Raw genomic sequence first — 265 nt, 5'->3', positions numbered from 1 at the left:
GAATGGCGCTATAGTAGCCGGTGCCGGCACCGATATGGGCGATACGGTCGCCGATTTGTACGTCCAGCTCTGCCAGGAGTCGGGCATGCAGTGAGGGGCTGCCATTGTTGATGCCCTTGTCGGACTGCAGGGCGAATAGCACGTCCTGATAGGCCATGACCACGTCGGAGGAGGGGAGGGGGCGATATCCGCCGCCTAGATTGGCGATCTGCCATGGCGGCGGACCGAGAAATTTTTCGCGCGGGACGGTAGCAAAGGCAGCTTC

General features: G+C 61.5%; 1 pseudogene. It reads right to left on the bottom strand.

Annotation, left to right across the window (positions count from 1 at the left end):
• Window positions 1-265 (bottom strand): annotated as a pseudogene (locus AF337_RS25765) (protein-L-isoaspartate O-methyltransferase); the annotation flags it as partial.

The organism is Rhizobium ecuadorense (assembly GCF_001187535.1).
Taxonomy (GTDB): domain Bacteria; phylum Pseudomonadota; class Alphaproteobacteria; order Rhizobiales; family Rhizobiaceae; genus Rhizobium; species Rhizobium ecuadorense.
The sequence above is the reverse complement of the archived record's forward strand: the minus strand, read 5'-3'. Positions and strand labels throughout refer to the sequence as shown.